This window comes from Thalassospira marina (genome assembly GCF_002844375.1).
Lineage (GTDB): Bacteria > Pseudomonadota > Alphaproteobacteria > Rhodospirillales > Thalassospiraceae > Thalassospira > Thalassospira marina.
Window position 1 is genome coordinate 91,333 of record NZ_CP024200.1, and the last position, 22,366, is coordinate 113,698.

9 protein-coding genes are annotated in these 22,366 nt (G+C 53.6%); 6 read left to right on the forward strand and 3 right to left on the reverse strand.

The window, feature by feature from the left end; translation table 11 throughout:
• Positions 1-13 precede the first annotated feature (13 nt).
• Positions 14-10,768 (reverse strand): hypothetical protein, encoded by a 10,755-nt coding sequence (locus CSC3H3_RS20955; RefSeq protein WP_157831979.1) that lies wholly within the window; start codon positions 10,766-10,768, stop codon positions 14-16.
• 422 nt (positions 10,769-11,190) lie between these two features.
• Here CSC3H3_RS20955 and CSC3H3_RS20960 point away from each other — a divergent pair, with 422 nt between their 5' ends.
• The 6 genes from CSC3H3_RS20960 (at position 11,191) to CSC3H3_RS20985 (ending at position 20,067) form a co-directional block, all read left to right on the forward strand.
• Entirely contained in the window at positions 11,191-11,955 is a 765-nt protein-coding gene (locus CSC3H3_RS20960) for a helix-turn-helix transcriptional regulator (RefSeq protein ID WP_101270871.1), read from the forward strand.
• A gap of 161 nt (positions 11,956-12,116) precedes the next feature.
• The gene (locus CSC3H3_RS20965; RefSeq protein ID WP_101286404.1) at positions 12,117-12,887 is read left to right on the forward strand and encodes a helix-turn-helix transcriptional regulator; all 771 of its coding nucleotides are present in this window, start codon (positions 12,117-12,119) and stop codon (positions 12,885-12,887) included.
• Positions 12,888-13,046: 159 nt separating this feature from the next.
• Positions 13,047-13,811, forward strand: coding sequence for a helix-turn-helix transcriptional regulator (locus CSC3H3_RS20970; protein ID WP_172963477.1), 765 nt, complete (start codon positions 13,047-13,049; stop codon positions 13,809-13,811).
• A gap of 263 nt (positions 13,812-14,074) precedes the next feature.
• Positions 14,075-14,944 (forward strand): ImuA family protein, encoded by an 870-nt coding sequence (locus CSC3H3_RS20975; RefSeq protein WP_101286406.1) that lies wholly within the window; start codon positions 14,075-14,077, stop codon positions 14,942-14,944.
• Positions 14,838-16,577: a Y-family DNA polymerase gene (locus CSC3H3_RS20980; protein ID WP_101286407.1), complete on the forward strand. Its 1,740-nt coding sequence runs from the start codon at positions 14,838-14,840 to the stop codon at positions 16,575-16,577. The genes CSC3H3_RS20975 and CSC3H3_RS20980 overlap by 107 nt, the downstream gene beginning before the upstream one ends.
• A gap of 7 nt (positions 16,578-16,584) precedes the next feature.
• The gene (locus tag CSC3H3_RS20985) at positions 16,585-20,067 is read left to right on the forward strand and encodes an error-prone DNA polymerase (protein WP_101286408.1); all 3,483 of its coding nucleotides are present in this window, start codon (positions 16,585-16,587) and stop codon (positions 20,065-20,067) included.
• 8 nt (positions 20,068-20,075) lie between these two features.
• Here the strand turns inward: CSC3H3_RS20985 and CSC3H3_RS20990 are convergent, their stop codons facing one another.
• Positions 20,076-20,999: an SDR family NAD(P)-dependent oxidoreductase gene (locus CSC3H3_RS20990; RefSeq protein ID WP_157831980.1), complete on the reverse strand. Its 924-nt coding sequence runs from the start codon at positions 20,997-20,999 to the stop codon at positions 20,076-20,078.
• A gap of 111 nt (positions 21,000-21,110) precedes the next feature.
• Positions 21,111-22,355: a glycosyltransferase family 4 protein gene (locus CSC3H3_RS20995; protein WP_101286410.1), complete on the reverse strand. Its 1,245-nt coding sequence runs from the start codon at positions 22,353-22,355 to the stop codon at positions 21,111-21,113.
• Positions 22,356-22,366: the final 11 nt, after the last annotated feature.

The following is a 22,366-nucleotide window of genomic DNA, read 5'->3' on the forward strand; positions in this document are numbered from 1 at the left end:
ATGTCGTCCAGGCTTATGTTTCCGAATAGAAAAGATCGGAAACATTGGCACTGTTCAGATCGCCGCTAATACCCGACACGTCAACAAACAGATCCTGGTCACCATTAAGGGTTCCATCTCCATTATCAACGATCAGGTATGTTCCATCAGCATCCCCGCCGCCCGATACCGTAACGAACATGGCAGCGCCACTATCGATGTTCAGTCCGGTCAAGGCCGTAGACAGTTCAAAGCCCCCGTCGGCAGAATTCGTAATCGACGTATTATCGACACTTACCGCGTTCGGCACGGTGTGATCACCACCCAGCAGGGACAGATCAAATTTGTCTTCACCCACCACGAAGTCGGTAACAACGTCAAATGCCGAAACGATGCTGTCGGACGATCCACTAATCGCTTCATCGCTGCCGTTATCAAGTGCCGTACCGGACTGATAGGCTGCAATGGAGTGACTGGTGATCTGTTCATCGGAAGCAACAAACAGGGTCTGATTGTCTTCGATGCCGACAGTATAGCCGTTCGCCTTCAGGTTATCGGCAAAACGCGAGATTACATCAGCCAGCGTGTCGGTACTGATTACCGGTTCAGTCAGCGTAATGTCATCAATCGACAGGACGAATGTCCCATGATCCTGAAGGGTCTGGTTTGCCTGTGCGAAATCGTAGAAATCAAACAGAACAGCGTCAAAGGTGTCTGTTTCGCTTTGCAGCGGATCGACATAAGCAGCATTTGCCGTCAAATCGCCAAGGAAGGTCGCATCGATGGTGAAATCAGAACCGACTTCCTTGCCAACAAACTGAATGTTGCCACCATCAATCGTGATACTGTCAAAGAAGGTTTGGCTTGGGTCGCCGTCGCTGGTAGCGAAGGCGGCATCCTGTGCCTTGATTTCATCGACAAGCGCCTGAATGCTGGCTGCGGCATTCCCGGCAACAACTGCGGTTGAAAGATAGTTTGTTTCAACTTCGTTGCCGCTTGTGGTGATTGTCAGTTCGATCGACAGGAAAGAACCGGCAACATAATCACCATCGTTGGTAGAAAGGGTAAGCGTCCCGGTCTGGGCCGTTACCGTATCGGCTGCTGTATCGACATTAAAGCTATCACCAGCATCCGTTTCGTTAAAGACAGGCCCGCTGGATGCATGGATGGTACCGGAATGATCCAGATCGATCGACTGACCATCCGGAACATAGATGAACAGACGGTCTGCTTCATGTCCTGAATCACCGTCGGTATCAATGGCGGCGGCATCCACAACATCGGCGTTTTCATCAAGGTCATAAGCAGCCTGTGCCTGCGCCGAGATTTGAGCTGCCAACTGGAAGATCAAACCACCCGGTGTGTCACCATCGCTCATCTGCACCTGGAAGACCTGATCACCGACTGTCAGACGCAGGAAATCGCCCACCTGCGGTGTCGTCGTGTCGGTGAAGCTGAAGGCAAACAGATCATCGGATTCCGGTTGGTCGGCATATGCCATGCCTTGAGAATAGGTATTGGCATCGACCACCGCATTTCCATCAATACCGGCAATCTGAAGCTGACCATCCGAGACCCGGGCAAAATAGTTATGCCCGCTGTCATTATTGATCACATAGGCAAGGTCATCGAGGATGCTGTCAAGGGTGGTATTGGCCTCGTCCGCACGGGCGCTATAGGAGTACCCGTCAATTGTAACCTCGAAGGAGTCACCCTGTACCGGTGTGTAATCCGAATAGGTCACGGCAACCGCGTCACCGCCAAGGCTCATGGCAAAGATATCGGCACCCGCGCCACCCGTAATATGGTCAGCACCTGCCCCCCCCCGCAGGACGTCATCGCCACCGTTACCAATCAGGGTATCGTTACCGTTACCACCTTCAAGGGTATCGTTGCCAGCACCACCAATCAGGGTATCGTTGCCATCGAACCCGCCATAATTACCATCTTCGTCACTACGGACTTCACCTTCAACAATCAGGCGCTGTGATGCTGTCAGTTCGGAACCATCAATGACGACATCATTGGTAAAGGGCACATCATTGTCGTTGCTGTCAAAGACGCGGCTGACAACCGAAATATCGCCTGCCGTGCCATCCATATTGGCATCCGCCGTGGATGCCAGTTCAGAACCGATCTTCAACACGTTGCCTGCCGCATCGTCACGCAGTTCGATACGGTCGATATTGGTAATGGTAACATTGCCATCTGTCAGGGCCTGATCGGTCAGATCAAATGTACCTGCCGTGGCAAGCAACAGACGGTCATTTGCTGCCGCTTCAAAGCTACCATCAATTAACAGACCAGCAGCAAGGGCTGTTGTCATCAGATAGAAACGGTCACGCCCGCTGCCACCGATCAGGGTATCGGCACCACCATTGTAATAAATGCGGTCATCCCCGGCACCACCATTGATGGTGTCATTGCCCAAGCCACCGTAAATACGGTCGTTACCCGAGAAACCACCAAAATTGGCCTGCGTTTCATCATCAAACAGGGTTTCACCCTGGAAATGGATAGAATAGTTGGCCGACAGGCCGCTGGCATCAACCGTGACACCGGCAGTAATCGGAACATCAACTTCTTCACCATCCTGTTCTTCCGTGGCACGCGATACGATCTGGATATCGCCGAGCGTACCATCTCCATTGGCATCCGCCGTGGAGACAACACCATCGCCAAGGGTCAGTTCATAGCCTGCCGAATTGTCACGGAATTCGATGCGATCGATCTGGGCAATGGTGATATCGCGATTTTCAAGGGTGGTATCGCTTAGATCATAGGCCGAGGCCTGACCAAAGATAAGACGGTCATTGGTGCTGGCTTCGGCTTCTGCCAGTTCGTCATTATCGAAGTCATAATCACCACCGATGATCACGCTGCCATCGCTAAGATCTGTTGCCAGGTCAACATAGAGCCGGTCGGTGCCAAGACCACCGATCATGGTATCAACGCCAGCACCGCCATGAATGCGGTCTGCACCATTACCACCGAGCAATACGTCGTCGCCATCGTTACCGACTATCCGGTCATCGCCATCGCCCGCGGCGATATCGTCATTACCGGCACCCCCCCAAACGGTGTCATCACCGCTAAAGCCGCCATAGGTTTCGTATTCGGTTTCACTACCCTCGATCAGATCGACATGAACTTCGCCGTCAAACCGAAGGAAATCAGTGCTTTCAAGTGCTGAACCATCGACAAAAATGCCATTGGTGATCGGCGTTGATGTCAAACCGGTATCATTATCGGTATAGACACGGCTGGTAATGCGAATGTCACCAAGCGTTCCGTCATTGTCGGAATTTGCTGTCGATGCCAAATCGTGATCAAGAATAAGGTGAAGCCCGGCAACGTCCTGCGCAATATCGATACGGTCGATATTCGAGACAGTGACATTGTTGAAATCAACAGTGACACCTTCTGACAGGTCAAGAACCAGCCGGTCATTGGAAACGGCACTGTCTTCTGTCGATGATCCACCATTACCGTCAATATAGGTACCCGCGGCGTCGGCGATATTGGTGATATAGAAGCGGTCAGCACCGGCACCGCCGATCAGGCTGTTTACGCCACCGCCGGCATAAAGACGGTCATCACCATCCCCGCCATCGAGGTAATCGTTACCGTCATAACCATAAAGCCGGTCATTGCCCGCACCACCAAACATGGTATCGGACCCCGCGCCGCCATAAACGGTGTCGTTACCGCTAAAGCCGCCATAAGTTTCGTCACCTGTCTGTGCATCATTCAGGGAAACATGAACTTCGCCGTCGAACAACAGGCTGTCGGTTGATTCAAGTCCACGGCCATCAACAATGATGCCATTGGTAATCGGCGAAGCCGTCAGACCGATTTCAGATTCATTGTCCACATAGACACGGCTGTTAATCCGAATATCGCCAAGGGTATCATCCTGGTTATTGTCCGCTGACATTGCCAGTGCATGATCCAGCGTGATGGTCAGGCCAGCGACATCCGAACCAATGTCGATCCGGTCAATACCGTCGATCTGGATATTGCTTGCCGTCAGATCAACCGACTGCGGGTCTTCACTTTCATCAAGCTGAATGACAAGGCGGTCTTCACCCGTGTTACCCGATGTCGTGCCATCACCCATCACAGTAACACCATTGGCAAGATCTGCGACCGAGGTCAGATAGAAACGGTCCTTACCGTCCCCACCAACCATGGTATCCCCATCAGCGTCGATAAAGAAGCGGTCATCACCCTCGCCCCCCATCAGGGTGTCGACGCCGTCGCCGCCAATCAGGGTATCTTTACCCGCACCGCCATTGATAACATCGGCACCATCCCCACCGAGAAGCGAGTCATTGCCATCGCCACCAAAGATGGTGTCATTTCCTTCGTCGCCACTGATGGTATCATCACCATCATTGCCCTCCAGGATGTCGTTGCCCAGACCGCCAAACAGCGTGTCTGCACCATCGCCACCCTTGACAGTGTCATCCCCCATGAAACCGCCAAAGGTTTCACCATCTTCGACAGCGCGCTGTCCTTCAAACGAAATGGAATTGTTGCCTGTCAATTCGGTGGCATCAACGACAACACCGTTTTGCATACCAACATCAACACCGTTGCTGTCATAGATGCGCGAAACAATGCGCATATCACCCGCATTGGTATCGTTATTGCCATCTGCGGTGCTGACAACACCATCCCCCAGCACGATCTGCTGTCCTGCAACATCACTGCCCACTTCAATCCGGTCGATACCGTTAAACACGGTCCCCGATGTGGTGAAATCATATTGATCATCGGCTTCACCACGCAGCACAACACGGTCACGACCAAGGGTGCCCTGATCCGATCCGCTAATCGACAGGCCGGAAACAAAATCACTGGTGCCAAGATAGAAGCGGTCATCGCCCGTACCGCCGATCATGGTGTCACCACCGCCATTGCCAAAGAAGCGGCCACCCTCGTCACCATTGTCCAGAACATCGGCCCCGGAGGAGCCATAGATGGTTCCGTCAATCAGTTCGCCAACAGCAGCATTTGAAAGCGCATCCTGGAAGTTGGTGGCAAAGTCATTGTTATAGGTAACCAGCGCGTCATAGGCGGAATCCTGGAAGTCACCGTTGCTGTCAAACAGATCATTGATCAGACTTGCGAGCGTTGACCCGGCAGCCACCTGAATCTTGACCGCCGAAATCAGAAGGGACATGGCATCGATATCCGCCGGGCTTTGCAGCTCGGACGAAGACGGCATCAACTGTTCAAGCGCCCCAACCGTATTCCCGACCAGTTCGGCAATTTCGGTAAACACGTCATTCAATGTGACATTGTTGCTGCCAACTGTCTGGGTCCCGTCAAAGTTCGAGCTGCCAACAATCGCATTACCGACAGCAGTAATAAGGTCGGTCAGAACCGTTCCGTTAGTGAAGTCAACTTCTGCGCCATTCGCATTTTCAATAGCTGCGGCAATCTGGCGCATGATCACTTGCGAGATTTCGCTCTGGCTTGAATCATCCCCCAAACCTTGCAGAACCGGCTGAAGGCCTTTTGCCAGTTCGCTGGTCAGGACCAGCATCTCGGCAGAGGCGATTTGCAAGGATGCGGCATTTGCCATTTCAGCGGCCGTCGCACTGCTTGAAGCAACAGTGCTGAGAGGATCAATCGTCAGAAGGTTGGAACCCGACAGCGATGTTGCATCAAGACCAAGCCCTGCAATCAGATCGCTTTGTGCTTCGGTGATATCTGCTGCCGAATTTCCCGCCACCAGATAATGCATCACCGTCGTAAGACCGGTCGCAACACCTGCACTTTCACCTGCCGACACCAGAAGGACCCCATCAAAGGACTGACCTGTCGTAAGGTCCGTCCCCCCGGTGATACGCACAGCAACATCTTCGGGAAGAATGCCGGTAAACTGGAAATCGGTAATGGTGTAGTGGCCAGTAGCATCCGTCGTCCAGGTTTGCTGACCAACCTGGTTGCCATCACCATCAACAAGCATGACAGTGGCCCCGGCCAGATACCCATCAAGCGCAACACCGCTTTCGTTATAGGTGACGCTTGACTGATATTCGACATCGCCGGTCAGGCCGGATTGATCAATGGTGGTGCCTTCCGGAACGGCCACAACAACATTGCCACTATCGGTCGCGCTAAAGGTAATGGTCAGACCGTCAACATCAGCCGCCTGAATATAGGCATTGCCCGTGCCGGTAACTTCGATTTCATCGATACCATTCAGTTCGAGGCTGCTGATCGTGACATCGCCATTGCTGGTATCAATCACCAGCTTAACGGTATCGCCCGAAAGCGTGCTGAAATCATAGGCGCCGTCTTCCGAAACCGTCACATTGACCGAACCGGTTGCTGTAATGGCAATGTTTTTGCCAGAAACATCGGCATAGGTCAGGTTAACGTCCGAGGTATCAACCTCGCTAACCGTGATGGAAATCGTACCGCTTTCCACGGAAAGCTTGGCAAGATCGGCAGAAACGCCCGAACTGCTGGCATCGGTCAGCGTAATATTGCCTGTACCGGTCGCGGCCAAACCACCAAGGTCGCCCAGTGCTGATTCCGTAATCGAAAGGTTTTGGTCAGCAACAGCCGAAACACTGATAGAGCCACTGCCCACATTCAAATTATCAAGAACGGCGGTAACATCGCCCGAAACTTCGGTAATGGTGATGTCACCTGCCCCGGTAACCGTAATGGAGCCATAAGAGGCTGCTTCGGACTGGGTCAAAGTCAGGTTTTCGCCATCAGCGGCAACGATGTTGATTGCACCAGTGTCGACCGTAATTTTGGCAACATCTGCATCAAAGGAGGCTTCTGTTACATCTGTCAATGTGATGCTGCCAGACCCGACAACGGTGAACTGATTGATACCATCAAGGACCGACTGGGAAATCGAGAAGCTTTCGCCTTCCGCACCCGAAAGAACCAACCCGCCATTTGCCGACACTTTGCCCAAGTCGGCGGTGAAGTCTGCCGCAGTCAGGCCGCTGATGGTCATAGTCGTGCCATCGGCACCATTTACTGCAGCAAGATCATCAAGCTGGGCTTTGGTAACTGTCAGATTCTCCCCGGTCGCACCATTGACCGTGACAGTAGCACCGGAAAGTTTTGCAAGGTCTGCGACAAAGTTGCTGGCTGTCGCATCATTCAGAACGATATCACCGCCATCTGTTGCCTCCAGACCGGCAAGTTCGCCCAGATCCGTTTCCGAAATCGTGAAGCTTTCACCAGATGCACCGGTGATGCTGAAATTCCCGGTTTCAACCGAAATCGCACTCAGATCCGCAGCAAGGCGTGCTGCCGTTACACCGCTTAGCGTAACATTCCCGGTACCCGTCGCATTCAGGGCATCAACATCGTCAAGGTCGCTTTCGGTGATAACAAAGCTGCTATCGGTGGCGCCGTTTACGGTGAAGGTGCCATCAACGGATGTTTTGGCGATTGCTTCGCTCAGGGACGATGCGCTGTAACCATTTAGCGTCAGATTGCCGCTTCCCGTGGTGGAAATGCTGTCGATCCGGGCAAAGTCAGCCTGCGACAGAACGATATTTTCACCCGATGCCGCCTGAACACCAATGGTCCCGCTAACAACACTTACCGCGCCAATGGCGGCCGAAATGCCGGCTGCCGTCACGCTTGTAATCGTGACATCGCCGCTACCTGTTGCGGCAAGCCCGGCCAATTCAGCCAGATTGGCTTCGCTGATGCTGAAACTTTCACCATCGGCGCCGGAAACCGAAATTGTACCCGTTTCAACACCAAGCTTGGCAAGGTCGTCGGTCAAAGAAGAACCAAGTGCTTCGCTGTAGGTGATGGTACCCGTTCCGGTCGCATTCAGATGCCCGATCTGGTCAAGAACAGTTTTGGTCACAGCAAAGTTTTCATCGGCGGCACCTTCAAGGGTGATGCCAGAAGCCGCACTTTGGATTTTGGCAAGATCACCTGCAAGATCGGATGATGTAACACCCGTAACGGTAATCGTACCCGAACCGCTGACAGCAACATCTGCAATGCTATCAAGCTGCGCCTGCGTCAGAACCAGGCTTTCATCGGCAGCACCGGACAGCGAAATTTCACCCGACACAACCGAGATTTTGGCAAGGTCAGCTGCCAGATTGGCATTTGTAACCCCGGACAGGGAAATATCACCGGTCCCGAGTGCGCCAATGGATGCCAGATTATCAAGCTGGGTTTGCGTCAGGCTGAAGGATTCATCCGTCGCACCAACAACAGAAATGCTGCCACCCTCGGCAACAGAAAGCTTGTCAAGATCGGCAGTAAGCGCAGCCCCGGTTGCATCCTGATAGGTGATGGTACCATCACCGGTGGCTTCAAAGGCGGCATAGCTATCAAGGAAGGTTTTATCAAAGACAAAATCTTCCCCGGCCGCACCGGCAAGTGAGGTTGTACCGTCAACAGTCAATTTGGCAAGATCAGTCGTCAAATCGGCTGCGGTCAAACCGGTGACAGCCAGATTGCCTGAAACCGTGGTGAAATGACCAAGCTGATCAATAAAGGTTTTCGCAAGAGTGAAATTCTCGCCCGATGCACCGGTGATCGAAATCTTTTCGCTCCCGGCAGAAAGCTTTGCGAAATCAGTTGAAAGCGCAGCACTGGTCGCATCGCCAAGGGTAATTTCACCAGTCCCGCTTACGGTCAGGGTAGCGATCTGGTCAAGCTGGGCTTTGGTAATGGCGATATTTTCGTCCGCCGCCGCAACCAGTGAAATCGTCGAACCCGAAGCGACGGTCAATTTGGTCAGGACAGCGGAAATATCATCGGCATTATCGAGGCTGGTGATGGTAATGGTACCAGTCCCGGAAGCCGTCAGTGCGCCAAGAGTTTCCAGCTGGTCATCCGTGATCGAAAAGTTTTCGTTGATCACACCGGCAACATTGATTGTTACCGTGTGGCCTGAAATATCGATCTTCGCAAGATCAGTGGTCAATGCGGCGTTGGTTGCACCGCTATAATTGATGATGCCGTTATCAACATTGAAATCCAGCGAGGACAAACGTGCCAGCAGCGTTTTGGAAAGCGCAAGCGATGCACCGCTGGTATCGGTTACTTCAGCAGAAATACCTGCCGAAACGGCCGTCGTCAGCTTTGCTACCGATGCAGCAAGGTTTGCCGCTGTTGCCCCGGTCAGCGCAATGGTCCCTGTACCCGTTGTCGTCAGGCTGTAAAGAGAAGCCAGGGACTGCGCACCGGTCGCAGCGATGGTGAAATTGACATCCGTGTCACCAACAACAGCCACACGCGGGCTGGTGCCGACATTGGCAATATCATCAACCAGGTCATAAAATGCGGCGTTATTGGTGCTAAGATCGGAAATCCCCGTAACCCGGAATGTGAAGATACCGGTAATGGTATTGGGGTCCTGTTCCGACCCGGTCGGGATAAAGGCCCGAAGGGTATCGAGCGACCCAACAATGGTGGTCCGCGCGGTTGAGGAACCGGTCAGGGTGGTGACTGCGCCAAAATCATTAATGATCACCGGGCGGCCAACACCGGCAAGATTAAGCGAGGTAACGGTGTTTGTGTCGGGAATGGTCAGGGTTCCGCCGGTATACACAACCGATCCACCACCATCCGCATCAAGCGTCAGGGTAATATTGCCCGATGTCGGCAGGTTGCTGAAAGACAACACGCCCTGTTCCGTGACCGAAACCGTAAAGGACCCAACCCCGCCATTGCTGAGCGAGACATTCTGCGCCTTGGCAGCCTGTGCAGCGGAATCATATTCCGATGCCGTTTGCGAGAGACTGCCCGATGCCGCCCCTTCCTGGATAGCGTTTGCAGCTTCACCCTGGGCAACATACTGGCTTTTGACGATGTCTTCAGTCGTTGCGGCGTTCTGGATGTTGGTGTTACTGGCCGAAATGATCGAGGCCGTATCATTGGAAAGCGTGGTATCAACACCGGCATTTGTCAGCACGGTATTGATTGCCGAACTGTCCAGGTTTACCGCGCCAACTGCGCCCTTCAGTGTCGTTGCCAGCGCATCCGCGACCGACTTGATCGCATCGGATTCCGACTGCGTGCTTGAAGAACCGGTAATGGCCTTTGCGCCCATGGTCAGAATGTTGGCAACCTGAACACCAGCCTTGAACAGTGCTGTGTTACTGGTTGCAACCGGATCAACGGTTTTAAGATCTTCCGTCACGTTGAAGGCCGCTTTAACGGCATTCAGTGCGTCTTCTTCAGTTTCGCCCGAATCAATCAGGCTTTGAACCAATGTTGTCAGCGGAGTCACAACCGTTGAGCCATCCGGCGCTGTCAGTGTACCGTTAAAGGCAAGCCCGGTGCTGATATCGGTACCACCGGTAATCTGGATCGCCCCCGTGCCCGTCAGCCCGGTGAAATTACCATTGGCATCGGTCGTAACGGTATTACCCGAACCGTTAACACGCGAAACGGTGGCCCCGGAAATGTAACCGTCAACGACGCGGCCGCCCGAACCACCGCCAAAAACGCCGCCAAGGCCACCACCGCCGCCGCACGCCGCCAGTGGCAGGATCAGCGTTGAAACGATACCCAGCTTGAGATTGGCCTGATATTTCTTTTGCCAGTCAGCAATAAATTCCAGAAACGCCTTTCGTCCCTGGGGAATTTCGATTTCCCGTGTCTGCTGCCCGGCAAAAACGTCCAGGTCAACATCCTGATGTGCCACACGAATGGATGGCAAAAAATGGCCTGCAAGAAACGCAGCATTGGTGTCGCGATCAATTGCATTGGCGAGTTCACCGACGACTGCCTGCGCAGACGCCTCAACACTGTTCATCGTTGAAGTCATATCGAAATTTCCCGTTTTTGGCGAAAGTGCGTTTCAACGCCTTTCTGGCAAGTGCCCCGAAATCTTGCTTTAAAGACCGGTCTGTTTTCCAAAGGATCAGCCGGTCGTCCCCAATGGGTATTAATAATTACCCAATGGTCTGATTTTTCAAACCATATTAAACTCAAAAGTGAACTTTTTCACTACACCACTCTTAAGTATAGATTCGATTTCCTACCCTTAAGAACTGCATTCCCTATATGAATCCCTGACGATCACTTGCTGCGAAAAGTCAAAACCCAACAGTCGGCAATGAGCTTTTGTTTTTACATTTATGTTTCCTGTCCGTCTTTCTGCTGACATGCCCGCAATTTTCATCTTATAAATTATCGAAGACAACCTATGGAAAACCATAGGTGTGTAATTTTGCCGGAAAACCAGGGATGATCACCAACCCGAATAACGATCTCTTTGATCTGTTAAACGCTCTTGATAATGCGCATGATGTGCCAGCCGCTTGGCAGGCTGGCTTGCGGTTTTTCAGGAAATTCGGCGCCCGTCAGATCACCTATGGCCTTGAAAGGCTGGATGGCAGCATTGTTTTTCTGACCACCCTACCCGATTGGTGGATGCGCCATTATCTGGACAACAATTATGCCATCGACGATCCGCTGGTCGATGTTGCCCGGACCTATATCGCCCCCAGAAAATTCGATACGGCCTTCACCGATTTTCCCGTTACCCTTTCGCCCAAAGCCCGGCAGATGCTGAATGAATTTGGCGAAACGGAATCGACCGCCGGTCTGGTCATTCCGGCAATGACACCCATGACACAGCAACTCAGTGCCCTGACCATTTCCAACACGATGGATACGGAAGAATTTTCGAAATTCTATCGCGGCAAGGAAACCACCCTGATCCTTGCAGCCCATGCCGTACAACAGCGCTGCCAGGAACTTGATCCACAGCTCGTCCAGACGGACGTCCATGTTGCGCCACGATACAGCTCGCCGCTTCTCAGCACGCGCGAACGCGAATGTCTGCTGTGGCTATGCAAAGGACTGCGCAATGATGCCATTGCCGAGCGTATGGGCATTACCCGTGTCACGGTTGAAATGCATTTGCGAAACTGCCGGCAAAAACTGGGGGCGCGCACCCGGGAACAGGCTGTGGTAACCGCCATAAAACAGGGGTTCATCACACCCTGAACACGCTTTTCTTAGTGCCCTGCTCCATAAGCCCAAACTGGCACATCCGCCTTATCCGCCTTTTTTCTCACAACCTGGCAGATTTCCCCTTATAAAAGTCAAATCCATGACCTTTGAAAAACCCCCGATTTTCATTTCCACCAGACTGACAATGGGCAGAGATGATCGAGAATCCGAATAACGATCTCTATGATCTGTTAAACGCCCTTGATGATGCGCGGGATGTGCCAGCGGCCTGGCAGGCTGGCTTGCGGTTTTTCAGAAAATTCGGGGCCCGTCAGCTCACCTATGGCTTTGAAAGACTGGATGGCAGCGTTGTTTTTCTGACCACCCTGCCCGACTGGTGGATGAGCCATTATCTGGACAACAATTATGGCAGTTGCGATCCGCTGATCGATATTGCCCGGGCCTATATTACCCCCAGAAAATTTGAAACGCCCTTCACCAATTTCCCCGTCACCCTTTCGCCCAAGGCCAGGCAACTACTTAATGAATTTGGTGAAACGGAATCGACTGCCGGGCTGGTCATTCCGGGAATGACGCCCATGCCGCAGCAATTAAGCGCCCTGGCCATTTCCAACACAATGGATACGGAAGAATTTTCAAAATTCTATCGTGGCAAGGAAACCACCCTGATCCTGGCGGCCCATGCCTTGCAACAGCGCTGTCAGGAACTTGATCATCAGTTTATCCAGACAGACGTTCACCTGGTCCGAGCGAAAATCACACATTATCCCGACCTCAGCCCGCGCGAACGCGAATGTCTGTTATGGCTGTGCAAAGGGCTGCGCAATGATGCCATTGCCGAACGTATGGGCATTACCCGTGTCACGGTTGAAATGCATTTGCGAAACTGCCGGCAAAAACTGGGCGCACGCACCCGTGAACAGGCCGTGGTGACCGCCATCAAACAGGGTTTCATTACGCCCTGAACACCCCCTTCCTTATGGTCCGCCCCCTAAACCCAGCGTGAATTTATCTGCCTTTTTGCTGACAACCGGGCATATTTTACCTTATAAAGGTAAAATCCATGACTTATGAAAAACCACAGGTTTTTATTTTCACCAGACTGACAATGGGCAAGGATGTTCTTGAACCCGAATCACGATCTGTTTGATCTGTTAAATGCACTGGACACCGCACAAACCGTTCCAGACGCATGGCAGGTCGGGCTGGTGTTTTTCAGAAAGTATGGGGGCAATCAAATCACCTATACCCACGAAAGACAGGATGGCAGTATCGTCTTTCTAACCACCCTTCCCGACTGGTGGATGAGCTATTATCTCGACAATAACTATGCCAACCTCGACCCGTTCATTGATGTTGGCCGTGCCTATTTTTCCCCCACCAGATTTGACACCAATTCTGTCAATCTTCCAGTTTCCCTATCTGCTCCTGCCAGACAGATGCTTAACGAATTTGCCGAAACAGGTTCAAGCACCGGGTTTGTCATCCCGACAATGGCACCCTCTGTTCCGCAAATTAGCGGCTTTAACATTGCAAATACCATGCAGAAGCAGGAGTTTTCCCAATTCTATGATGATAAGGAAAACGCCCTGGTTATGGCAGCCCATGCCGTGCATCAACGCTGCCAGGAACTTGACCCGCAACTAACCCGCACAGACGTTCATCTGGCACCCCACAAAATCACGCATTATCCCGAACTCAGCCCGCGTGAACGCGAATGCCTGTTATGGCTGTGCAAGGGAATGCGCAATGATGCCATCGCCGATCGTATGGGCATTACCCGTGTCACGGTTGAAATGCATATGCGAAACTGCCGGCAAAAACTGGGGGCCCGCACCCGTGAACAGGCCGTGGTAACCGCCATCAAACTGGGTTTCATTACCCCGTAATCCTTGCTCCAGGGCCCGTGACCAGGCATTGCGAAACAGCATCCGCGTTCATTGGGCCTCAATCAGGATTCGCCGTGATCATCTTTCAAAACCACCTTACAACACCGCCCCTGAAAGCTAAAACTTAACCCCTTCCTCGCCAACCCCCTGATGCGACGGGAAAATCAGGCATGTTTTTCTTTCACCTGCTTTGATCTTGACTCTCAGCGCCCCGTCATTACATAAATCAGAACAAAATAGGAACATTAACCAGGCACATTCCCATGAACAGCAGGTTGCAACAGGCACGCGCAGCCCTTCTTCGGGCGGAAAGGCAATGGCAAGGCAGTGCCGCCTGCGTTCATGGCGGGCGCCCGGCCCTGATTACCCGTGCCTTTGGCGATATCGACCTGACCACATATTTCTCGGCAGGCGGTCTTATGCCAACCGGCCTGCATGAAATCATGACGGAACATCACGACAGCGCTGCATCTGCCCTTGCCTGGCATATCGCCAGCCTGACGGCCGATATGAAAACCGGCCACGGCAAAACAGCACCAAGCCAGAATAACATGGCATGGGCCGCAAACAGCACAAACGGGGCCAGTCCCAAACCGGCTACCATTTTGTGGGTCCAACAACGCAAGGCCCTGGATCAGGGGCAGGTTTATGCCCCGGCACTGTTTGCATCCTCCCACAAGGATACCTCCACGGCCCGCCATACGCATCATCCTGATCTGGTGATGATGAATATTGACCAGCAACAAACTGCCCTTTGGACATGCGAAGAAGCCGCAAAATCCGGGCAGGTTGGCAATATCATACTCGAAACAACAGACTATGACCTGACCACCGCACGCCGCCTGCAACTGGCCTGCGAGGCAGGTTCCTGCCGCCTGATTGTGCTGCGCCACCACCGGGCCGGGCAAAAAATTGCCCCGTCTCCGGCATGGTCACGCTGGCACATCACTGCCCACGGCATTTATCGCAAACTCAGCCTGATCGGGGGACGCGGGGTTCGACCGGCAAGCTGGAAAGTCTATATTGATGAAGCAACGCTTCTTGTATCTGTGGCTGCCCCACTGGAAAACGGACTGCCACCGCAATCACAATCCACACCCACATCCAGAATGCGATACCCGGTCCACGCCTAAGGACAAACAAGCACCCCAGACCAATGGCCGTGCTGCCAAAGCCCGCAACCAGACCTTTGTTGTCACCCGCAATGACCATAAAGGTGTGCTTGTTTGTGGCCTGACGGCACAGGCACGTGCATCGGGTATTTTGCCTGCCATGCGCCTGGCAGAAGCCCGCAGCATTTTGCCAGACATTGCCAATATCACCGAAGAACCGGCCCTTTATGAACATTATCAGGCCCGGATCATTCGCCATCTGGACCGTTACAGCCCCTGGATTGCTGCCGATCGGGCACATGCCCGCGAAAACCTTGCGGGACATAATGGTTTCTGGCTGGAAATGACCGGCGGCATTCACCTGTTTGGCAATGAAGAAACCCTGATGACGCAAATCGAACGGGATTTGCGCCAAATGGGCTTTACCTGCCAAACCGGCATGGCCGATACCGCCGGAGCAGCCTGGGCCTGTGCGCAATTTCCGCAGGACCAGCCTTTACGTATCCTTTCCCTGCCAGCAGACCATGCACAGGCACGGCAATTACCGGTCACCGGGTTGCGCCTGCCGCCTGCCACACTGGCAATTTTGCACCGCCTGGGCATTCATCATCTTCACGACCTGGCCGACCTGCCGCGTGCCACCCTTACCACCCGTCTGGGGCCAGATGTTTTGGAAAAACTAGACCAGTTTTATGGTCGCCTGCCCGAACATCTGAATTTTCATTTGCCCAGCCAACCCTGGCTTTTGCGCCAGCATTACGCCGAACCACTGGGCGATGCGGCCAATCTGGAAGCTGCAATCACGCAACTGGTGCAATCGCTTTGCCAAAATTTGCAGTCCGATCACAAAGGATTACGGCGGATCATTTTGCGTTGCATCCGCGTGGACGGGCATACCCATACCGTTACCATCACCACCAGCAGCCCCTGCCAGTCCGCCCCGCACCTGTTGCGCCTGCTGGGTGAAAAACTGCCCGGTGTCGATACCGGTTTCGGCATCGAAGAAGTCATCATTTTTGCCCCATGGGTGGAAAATATCGCCTTTCGCCAAATCAGCCTGGACGCACAACAGCCCGCCGGAAACGACACCATCGCCTTAAACGAACTGTTTGATCGTATCAGCCACCATCTTGGCCCCAAGGACCAGCTTTACCGCCCGTCCCACCATACCAGCCATTTGCCGGAACTTGCCGCCGGGAAAAAGCATATCTCAGCCAGGGGAACCCGTGCCCGCCAGCCGGAAACACCCCTGCCCAACCGCCCGATCCGCCTGATTGATCCGCCCGAACCGATCCAGATTCTTCAGCGCGGTGCCAACGGCCTGCCGCTTGAAATATGCTGGCGCCGCATGCCCCTAAAGATCCTGAAACTGCAGGGCCCGGAACGGATATGCCCGGAATGGTGGCATCACTTAAACCAGGATGATTTCGCCCTGGGCGCGGAAACCCGCGACTATTTCCATGTCCACGACCAGGCTGGTCGCTGGCTATGGCTTTGCCGCCATCCGGCCCGGCGAAATCCAGAAATCTCCTTTGCAGACACTGCAAACCCCACAAACACCACCCCGGCCCAGCAGGCATTTTCATGGCCCCAACCACAAAACACGCCCCAACCCGATCAGGATTTATGGTCGGTCCATGGCCTGTTTGCCTGAGGTTTAAATGGCCCGTTCCGTAAAACCACCCCTTTATTCGCGACAATCCCCAAATCCCGGCACAAGCCCCAACAGCCTGCCGGGCACAACTGCATCAGCGCAGCCCCGGCAACCGGCAGATTATCAAACCAACCCGGAAAAATGTCCGCGATATGCCGAACTACAAGTCAGCAGCAATTTTTCCTTTTTACGCGGTGCATCCCATGCAGAAGAACTGGTTCTGACCACGGCCAGCAAGGGATTGCATGGCCTTGCCATTACCGACCGCAACAGTCTGGCGGGAATTGTCCGGGGATTTAGTGCGCATCAGGCATGGCAGGATCATTTGCAATATATTGTTGGCTGCCGGCTTGATCTGGGCGATGCCCCCTCGCTTTTATGCTATCCAACCGACCGGCAGGCCTATGCCCGGTTATGCCGGTTGCTGACCCTGGGCAAACGCCGTGCCCCCAAGGGCGAATGCGAAATCTATCTCAATGATGTGGTGGAATATGGCGAGGGGCTGCTCTTCATTGCCGTCCCGCCACAGGTGCCCGATGCGGCATTTTATGATCAGCTTCAAATCCTGCAGGCCCATTTTGCTGGCCGGTTGTGGCTATCGGTTGGCCGTTTCATGGACGGGTTTGATCGCGATCGGCTGGCCTTTGCCGAACATGTGGAAACAAACCTGAACATTCCCGTTGTTGTTACCAATGATGTGCATATGCATGTGCGTTCGCGCAAACCCCTGCAGGATGTTCTCACCTGCATTCGCCATCACTGCCGGATCGAGGATGCCGGATACCGTTTATTTCCCAATGGCGAACGCCATATCAAATCCCCACAGGAAATGGCGGCCCTGTTCCCCGACCATCCACACTGGCTGGAGCGCAGCGTTGAAATTGCCCGGCAATGCAGCTTTCATTTACGTGAATTGCGCTATGAATATCCCGATGAAAATGACGGATCTGGCGAAACAACCCAGCAGCGCCTGACGCGGCTAACCTGGGAAGGGGCGCATAAACGCTATCCCGATGGTATTCCCGGCAAAGTCGAAGGCCTGCTGAATGCCGAACTGGCCCTGATTGATCAGCTGGGTTATGCCCCCTATTTTTTAACCGTGCATGACATTGTGGCCTTTGCCCGCTCAAAAGGCATTTTATGCCAGGGCCGTGGTTCGGCAGCCAATTCATCGGTCTGTTTTTGTTTGCATATTACCGCCGTCGACCCGGCAAAGGTTGAATTGCTGTTTTCGCGCTTTATCAGCAATGCCCGCGATGAACCACCCGATATCGATGTCGATTTTGAACATGAACGCCGCGAAGAAGTCATCCAGCATATCTATCAGCGTTACGGGCGGGATCGCGCCGGGTTGACGGCCACAGTCATTTCCTATCGTTCGCGCAGTGCCTTGCGCGATGTAGGCAAGGTCTTTGGTCTGTCCGAAGACAGCATCGTCAAACTGACCAAAACCATCTGGGGCTCCAGCAGCCGTGGCCCGCATGATGCCATGATGCGCCAGTCCGGCATTAACCCCGATGAAACACGCATTCAGGCCATTTTGCGCCTGGCAGGCGAACTTACCGGGTTTCCCCGCCATCTGTCGCAACATGTGGGCGGCTTTGTCATTACGCGCGGGCCGTTATGCGAACTTTCCCCCATTGCCAATGCCGCGATGGAGGATCGCACCACCATTGAATGGGACAAGGACGATATCGATGCCCTGGGCATCCTGAAGGTCGATGTACTGGCACTGGGAATGCTAAGCTGTATTCGCAAGGCATTTGACGAACTGCGCCAGCACAAAAACATCGATTACGACCTTGCCTCCCTGCCCAAGGAAGACCCTGCCGTTTACCACATGCTGTGCAAGGCCGACAGCATTGGAACCTTTCAGGTCGAATCCCGCGCACAAATGAGCATGCTGCCCCGCCTGCAACCCAAATGCCTGTACGATCTGACCATCCAAATCGCCATTGTCCGCCCCGGCCCGATCCAGGGCGGCATGGTGCATCCGTTTTTGCAACGGCGGATGAAACGGGAAAAAGTCGATTATCCGTCCGAAGAACTGAAGGCTGTTTTGAAACGCACCGAAGGTGTGCCGCTGTTTCAGGAACAGGCGATGCAGATCGCCATTGTCGGCGCAGGCTTTAGCGGCGGTGAAGCCGATAATCTGCGCCGCGCCATGGCAACCTTCAAACGTACCGGCACCATTGGCGAACATCGCGACAAATTCATCAATGGCATGCTGCGTAACGGTTATGACGCCGATTTCGCCGAACGCTGCTTCAAACAGATCGAAGGTTTCGCCGATTATGGCTTTCCCGAAAGCCACGCCGCCAGTTTTGCCATTCTGGCCTATGCCTCGTCCTGGCTGAAACATCATCATCCCGATGTGTTTTTATGTGCCCTTCTCAATGCCCAGCCCATGGGGTTCTATGCCCCGGCGCAACTGGTCAATGATGCCCGCAATCACGGGGTCCGGGTTCTGGAAGTCGATGTGAATTACAGTTTCTGGGATAACACCATGGAACGCGAAATGGGCCGGTCATCGGGCTATCTCGCCGTGCGGTTGGGGTTCCGGCAAATCCGGGGTCTTGGCGAACTGGAAATCGCCAAACTGATTACCAACCGGCCCATTGGCGGATTTCAGGATATTTATTTGATGGCGCGTCAAACCGGCCTTTCCCCGGCCGCACTTGAAAAACTGGCCGAGGCCGATGCCTTTCAATCCCTGGCCCTGCGCCGGCGCGAAGCTCTTTGGGCGGTTAAACGCTTTGGCAAAGGCCGCAAGGCCCCCGCAGCCCTGCCTTTGTTTGAAGCGGCCCAAAGCTTTAACCATAATATGGGCGTTTCTGCTGAATTTGGCCCGGAACCTGCTGTGAACCTGCCTGTCATGCAGCCGGGTGAAGAAATCATCGAAGATTACGCCAGCCTGCGCCTGTCCCTTAAGGGGCACCCCCTGACCATGCTGCGCGATGCTTTGCAGGGGGCAGGTGTCAAACGTGCGATTGACCTTAATGCCGCGCGCGATGGCGATAAGGTCACCCATGCCGGGCTTGCCATTGTCCGGCAGCGGCCTGGTACAGCTTCGGGCGTGGTTTTCATCACGCTCGAAGATGAAACCGGCATTACCAACCTTGTCGTCTGGTCCAAAGTGATGGAAGAACACCGCCGCGAGGTCATGACGGCAACATTGCTGGGCGTTTCGGGCAAGTTTCAGCGCGAAGACAATGTCACCCATATCGTGGCAGAAAAACTGGTCGATCTTTCCGGCATGTTACAAAGCCTGACCGACAACACAAAAATCAGCCGCCAGTCCGGCGGCCATCCCCGCAACCTGCGCTGGGCCACCGGCACCGGCGGTATCCCCACCCTGCCCCCGGCTACAAAAACAACGGAACAACCCGCAACAAACACCACCCGCCAACTCGAAGAACTGGGCCAGCGCCACGAACAGGACCACGCCAAATCCAGCCGCCTGAAAGTCGACAGTCATGACTTTCATTAAAAGTCAGGCTAAACAGCCCCTACCCAGCGCACCAGCCCTTCAGCAAGCGAAACCGGTTGCCACGCCGGCAATGTTTTTTGAACCAACGCAATATCGGCACAGCTATGTTGCTGATCACCCGAACGGGCGGGACCATAGGAATAATCAAGCCCCTGTCCCGTTGCGTCCTGCCAGGCTTCAACCAATTCGTTCAAAGTTGTTTGCTGCCCAGTGCCCAAATTCATGACACGCGGTGCATCGCCGTCAAAACCCGCCAAAAGGGCAATCGCACCAGCAATATCTTCAACCGCGATATAATCACGGGTGATCGACCCATCACCAAAGATGGTGAATTTTTTGCCTTCATCGCGGGCTTCAAGCAAACGGGTAATGACACCACTATAGGGGCTTTTCGGGTCCTGGCCTGCGCCGTAAACATTAAAAAAGCGAAATGCCGTGGTTTTCTGCCCGTAGCAGGTTCTATAAATCCCGGCCTGCACTTCGTTCATGAATTTGCTGGACGCATAAGGGGATAAAAGTCCCTGTCCCGTCGCCCATTCTTCCTTGAAATTTCCGCCAAGGTCGTTGGAATAAACAGAAGCGGAACTGGCGTAAATCACGCGCCCGGCAAAACCGGTTTCGCGGCAGATATCAAACAGCTGCTCTGTCGCGGCAACATTGATATCAAAAACCTGCTTGGGCATTTCAATTGAAATTGGCACGCTGACAAGTGCGGCAAGATGAACAACATGATCAGCGTTTGCCACGGCATCCAACAAAGAATCCCGATCACGAATATCAGCTTCAATCACACGACCAAGGCCATTCAAACCATCGTGGCTGGCATTACTGAAATTATCATAAATGATAACATCGTGCCCTGCTGCTACGAGCGCCCGGCAAGTATAACGACCAATAAAACCCGCACCGCCTGTAACCAGAACCTTACTCAAAACCGCCCCCAATCCCAAATAATCATGCCTCAATAATATGCGTGCTTTTAACACATAAACCTTGAACTTCACCTGCAAATGTCTGCGTCAAAACAATCCACTAACCTGAAACTAGTTTTGTTCCTGATGCACCGCCTTTTGCTGAAACAAAACCGCCAGTTCACTGCCAAGCAATTCGTCATAAACAGCCAGGGTATCGGTCCGCATTTGATCGGCATTGAAATGCGCAAGGATGTGTTTACGCGCCCGTAACCGCAAAGTTTGACGATCGGCCAAGGTTAGTGAAAGGGCGCTGGAAAGCGAACTGGCAAGTGCCGCAGAATCCTGCGGCGGGATAAGCCAGCCGGTGAAGGCCTCACCACCTTCTTTCGCGGCATCAAGCACAGTTTCAGCGGGGCCACCTTCCTGGTTGGCGATAACGGGGCAACCCATGCCCTGGGCCTCGATCGCGGTGCGGCCAAAGGCCTCGGGCCGGACAAGTGAACCGCCAATGGCAACATCGGCTGCCAGATAGGCCAAAGGCATTTCACGGCATTCCGGCACGAAACGCACAATATCATCCAACCCCAGATCATGGACACGCTGGCGCAACAGCGCGACATAATCGGGCGTTCCCAATTCCGGGCCTGGAAAAACGACCTTAAGGTTTTCCCTATCTGCCGTGCTTAGGCGTGCGACCGCATCAATCACCACCAACTGCCCCTTGGTTGGTGAAATACGCGAGGGGAAAAGAACGACCCTGTCACGGATATCAACACCCCAATCCGCCCGCAAACGGGCAATATCGTTGGCTAAAAAACGGTCCGGGTTGAAATAGGCCCTATCAAGCCCACGATATATCACACGCACCTTTTTTGCCCCGACAGGGTGACGCGCTGCAATCAAATCGCCAATGAAGCGCGAATTGGCAATCACCCGATCCCCGCGGGCCATGATACTGCTGTAAAAGTTTTTAAGCGCCCTGAATGGCTGCCTACGTGGCAGGGAATAGGTCGAATGATAGGTGGTCACAAAAGGCAGTTGCGCCTGACGGGCAGCAAAAAATGCCGAAATAGCGGGCGCGCGACTACGCGCATGAACCAGCGTCACCCCATGGTCGCGAATGATTTTACCAATTTTCCAAATATTGCCAATAATGCGAAACGGGTTTTTGCTGGCAACCGGCAGGGCAATAAAAATCGCCCCTGTGGCGCGGATTTCATTAACCAACCGCCCACCTTCCGACACGATAACCGCATTGGCGCCAACCTGTTTTAACGCCTGGGCGATTTCCAGCGTCGTGCGTTCGGCACCCCCGCTGTTTAACCGTGGAATGATCTGTAAAACTGTAACATCCAAAGCCTTTGGCTGATCCATTACCCTATCTC

Bases quoted from the DNA above. Each gene is read 5' to 3' on its own strand.
- CSC3H3_RS20955 (WP_157831979.1), bottom strand. From the start codon at position 10,768: ATGACTTCAACGATGAACAGTGTTGAGGCGTCTGCGCAGGCAGTCGTC.
- CSC3H3_RS20960 (WP_101270871.1), top strand. From the start codon at position 11,191: ATGATCACCAACCCGAATAACGATCTCTTTGATCTGTTAAACGCTCTT.
- CSC3H3_RS20965 (WP_101286404.1), top strand. From the start codon at position 12,117: ATGATCGAGAATCCGAATAACGATCTCTATGATCTGTTAAACGCCCTT.
- CSC3H3_RS20975 (WP_101286406.1), top strand. From the start codon at position 14,075: ATGAACAGCAGGTTGCAACAGGCACGCGCAGCCCTTCTTCGGGCGGAA.
- CSC3H3_RS20980 (WP_101286407.1), top strand. From the start codon at position 14,838: ATGAAGCAACGCTTCTTGTATCTGTGGCTGCCCCACTGGAAAACGGAC.
- CSC3H3_RS20985 (WP_101286408.1), top strand. From the start codon at position 16,585: ATGGCCCGTTCCGTAAAACCACCCCTTTATTCGCGACAATCCCCAAAT.
- CSC3H3_RS20995 (WP_101286410.1), bottom strand. From the start codon at position 22,355: ATGGATCAGCCAAAGGCTTTGGATGTTACAGTTTTACAGATCATTCCA.